Genomic DNA, 2,009 nt, shown 5'->3' on the forward strand with positions numbered 1-2,009 from the left:
AACTCCATCGTTATCCGCACCAAAGAGAAGGCCATCATCAAGACTTGCGACCTCTTTCTCATTGCCGTCTTTATCTTTGTACACAATACGGACTTCGCCATCTTTTCCATTTAAGCCTGGCGCTCCATCTTTCACTGCAATATTAAGAGTTGGTGCATCTTTACCCGCTTCACCTTTTGGACCGGTAAGACCGATTGATCCATCTTCGCCATTAATAACTACTGATGAACCATCTTTTCCGGTAACACCAATCTTACCGTCAACGCCATCTTTTCCGTCTTTTCCAGCTTCACCAACTTGGATATCGCCTAAGCCACTTAGGTTCTTCGCCATCTTCACAACAAGGTTGCCATCTTCAACATCAACACGCAGATTTTCATCACTCGCATCAACATTGTTAGCTAAGCCACCTTTAATTGTAACGGTATCACCTAGTTTCTTATTAATAACTGTACCAGCTGTGTTACCCGCAAAGTTCAAGCCTTTATCGAGACTACCTTCAACACTCGCTTTAAGACCATCTAACTGATCTTTGTTGACAGCATCTTTACCATTTACACCATCGGCAACATTCGTGATTGTTTTACCTCCGGCATCGACACCATTTGCAGTAATACTTGGACCATCTTTAATAGTCAATCCTGTATCACCTAATGTGACATTGTCACCTACTTTAACACCGTCATTATTAACAGTCGTATTGCCTGTTTTCACAGAACCCGTAGTACCTAGATCAAGATCTTTGGCAAGATCGATTTGGATAGAACCATCTGCATTTGCGGTTGTGACGATATTCTTCGCATCGGTTGCATTATTTGCACCACCAAGAATATCAAGTTTTTGATTCAACTTACGTTCAACCACAACACCATCGTTATCCGCACCAAAGAGAAGGCCATCATCAAGACTTGCTACCTCTTTCTCATTGCCGTCTTTATCTTTGTACACAATACGGACTTCGCCATCTTTTCCATTTAAGCCTGGCGCTCCATCTTTCACTGCAATATTAAGAGTTGGTGCATCTTTACCCGCTTCACCTTTTGGACCGGTAAGACCGATTGATCCATCTTCGCCATTAATAACTACTGATGAACCATCTTTTCCGGTAACACCAATCTTACCGTCAACGCCATCTTTTCCGTCTTTTCCAGCTTCACCAACTTGGATATCGCCTAAGCCACTTAGGTTCTTCGCCATCTTCACAACAAGGTTGCCATTTTCAACATCAACACGTAGATTTTCATCACTCGCATCAACATTGTCAGCTAAGCCACCTTTAATTGTAACGGTATCACCTAGTTTCTTATTAATAACTGTACCAGCTGTGTTACCCGCAAAGTTCAAGCCTTTATCGAGACTACCCTCAACACTCGTTTTAAGACCATCTAACTGATCTTTGTTGACAGCATCTTTACCATTTACACCATCGGCAACATTCGTGATTGTTTTACCACCTGCATCGACACCATTTGCAGTAATACTTGGACCATCTTTAATAGTTAATCCTGTATCACCTAATGTGACATTGTCACCTACTTTAACACCGTTATTATTAACAGTCGTATTGCCTGTTTTCACAGAACCCGTAGTGCCTAGATCAAGATCTTTGGCAAGATCGATTTGGATAGAACCATCTGCATTTGCGGTTGTGACGATATTCTTCGCATCGGTTGCATTATTTGCACCACCAAGAATATCAAGTTTTTGATTCAACTTACGTTCAACCACAACGCCATCGTTATCCGCACCAAAGAGTAAGCCATCATCAAGACTTGCGACCTCTTTCTCATTGCCGTCTTTATCTTTGTACACAATACGGACTTCGCCATCTTTTCCATTTAAGCCTGGCGCTCCATCTTTCACTGCAATATTAAGAGTTGGTGCATCTTTACCTGCCTCACCTTTTGGACCGGTAAGACCGATTGATCCATCTTCGCCATTAATAACTACTGATGAACCATCTTTTCCGGTAACACCAATCTTACCGTCAACGCCATCTTTTCCGTCTT

At 42.2% G+C, this 2,009-nt stretch carries 1 pseudogene; it reads right to left on the reverse strand.

The annotated features are described in order from the left end of the window. A pseudogene (locus tag DC083_RS10025) lies at positions 1 to 2,009 on the reverse strand (YadA-like family protein); the annotation flags it as partial.

Source organism: Ignatzschineria ureiclastica (assembly GCF_003121845.1).
Lineage (GTDB): Bacteria > Pseudomonadota > Gammaproteobacteria > Cardiobacteriales > Wohlfahrtiimonadaceae > Ignatzschineria > Ignatzschineria ureiclastica.